Raw genomic sequence first — 1,016 nt, 5'->3', positions numbered from 1 at the left:
GGTGGCGGTGAGACCGAGTCTCCAACGGGGGCGGGTGCTGCGTGACATGGATACTCCGCGGCTCGTGGTGGGGGTCAGAGAGTGGTTCGAAATATCAGACAATGATCAGCACATCGAACGGCAAGATAGGGAGGAGGCCGGGAGGCGTCAATGGGGCGTGCGGCCACCCAAGTGACTCAAGGGAGGCCCGGTATGGGCGAGTTCCGGCCAGTGCCCGATGTGCTGGGTTATCTGTCCGGGAGCTGGCAGGTCACCCGCGCGGTGCGGGATCTCGCGAGCGGTGCGGTGGGCGAGTTCTCCGGGTCGACGGTTTTCGGCCCGCTGGACGGCGGCGGCCTGCTCCACCGGGAGGCCGGGATCTTCGTCTGGCAGAGCGTCCCCCGGCCCGCCGAACGCACCCTGCGCTTCCTGCCCGGCCCCACCCCCGGCACGGCGGACGTCCGCTTCGCCGACGGCCGCCCCTTCCACGACCTGGACCTGACCTCGGGCCACTGGCGGACGGACCACCCGTGCGCCGCCGACCTCTACCGGGGCGAGTTCGAGGTGTACGACGAGGACCGCTGGCGGACCACGTGGCGCGTCGGCGGCCCCGCGAAGGAGCAGCTCCTGGTCACGGACTACGCACGGGTCGCCGTGGCCGGGACGGTACTGCCGGCCGCCCGGACCGCCGGACACCCCGGCGAGCCGGCGTGACACGGCCCGCGCGCCGGGCGCCTAGGCGGCGCCCAGCCGCAGGTTCCAGCGGCCCGGCTGGCCCGCGACGGTGAGCGTCGACAGGGGGCGGACGTCCATGTGCCAGTACGTCGACGGCGGCGCCTTGAGCGCGTAGACCAGCGCGGCGCGGAGCACGGAGGGCTCGGCCACGGCGACGATCCGGCCGCCGTCGTCCTTCGGCCGGGTGTCGAGCCAGCTCCCTATCCGGGCGATGAAGGACAGAAGCGACTCGCCGCCGTGCGGGGTGCAGCGCGGGTCGGCGAGGCCATGGCCAGGGAGCCCTCGGCGGTGGACGCCTGGCT

2 protein-coding genes are annotated in these 1,016 nt (G+C 73.1%); one reads left to right on the top strand and one right to left on the bottom strand.

What is annotated here, in order from left to right; genetic code table 11:
• Positions 1–192: 192 nt before the first annotated feature.
• The gene (locus AOK15_RS41330; protein WP_240508843.1) at positions 193–693 is read left to right on the top strand and encodes a DUF6314 family protein; all 501 of its coding nucleotides are present in this window, start codon (positions 193–195) and stop codon (positions 691–693) included.
• Positions 694–714: 21 nt separating this feature from the next.
• Here AOK15_RS41330 and AOK15_RS41325 read toward each other — a convergent pair.
• On the bottom strand, positions 715–1,016 hold a 302-nt coding region (locus tag AOK15_RS41325; RefSeq protein ID WP_205632332.1), incomplete at its 5' end, for a histidine phosphatase family protein.

The organism is Streptomyces ossamyceticus (assembly GCF_001418475.1).
Lineage (GTDB): Bacteria > Actinomycetota > Actinomycetes > Streptomycetales > Streptomycetaceae > Streptomyces > Streptomyces ossamyceticus.
The sequence above is the reverse complement of the archived record's forward strand: the minus strand, read 5'-3'. Positions and strand labels throughout refer to the sequence as shown.

Bases quoted from the DNA above. Each gene is read 5' to 3' on its own strand.
- AOK15_RS41330 (WP_240508843.1), top strand. From the start codon at position 193: ATGGGCGAGTTCCGGCCAGTGCCCGATGTGCTGGGTTATCTGTCCGGG.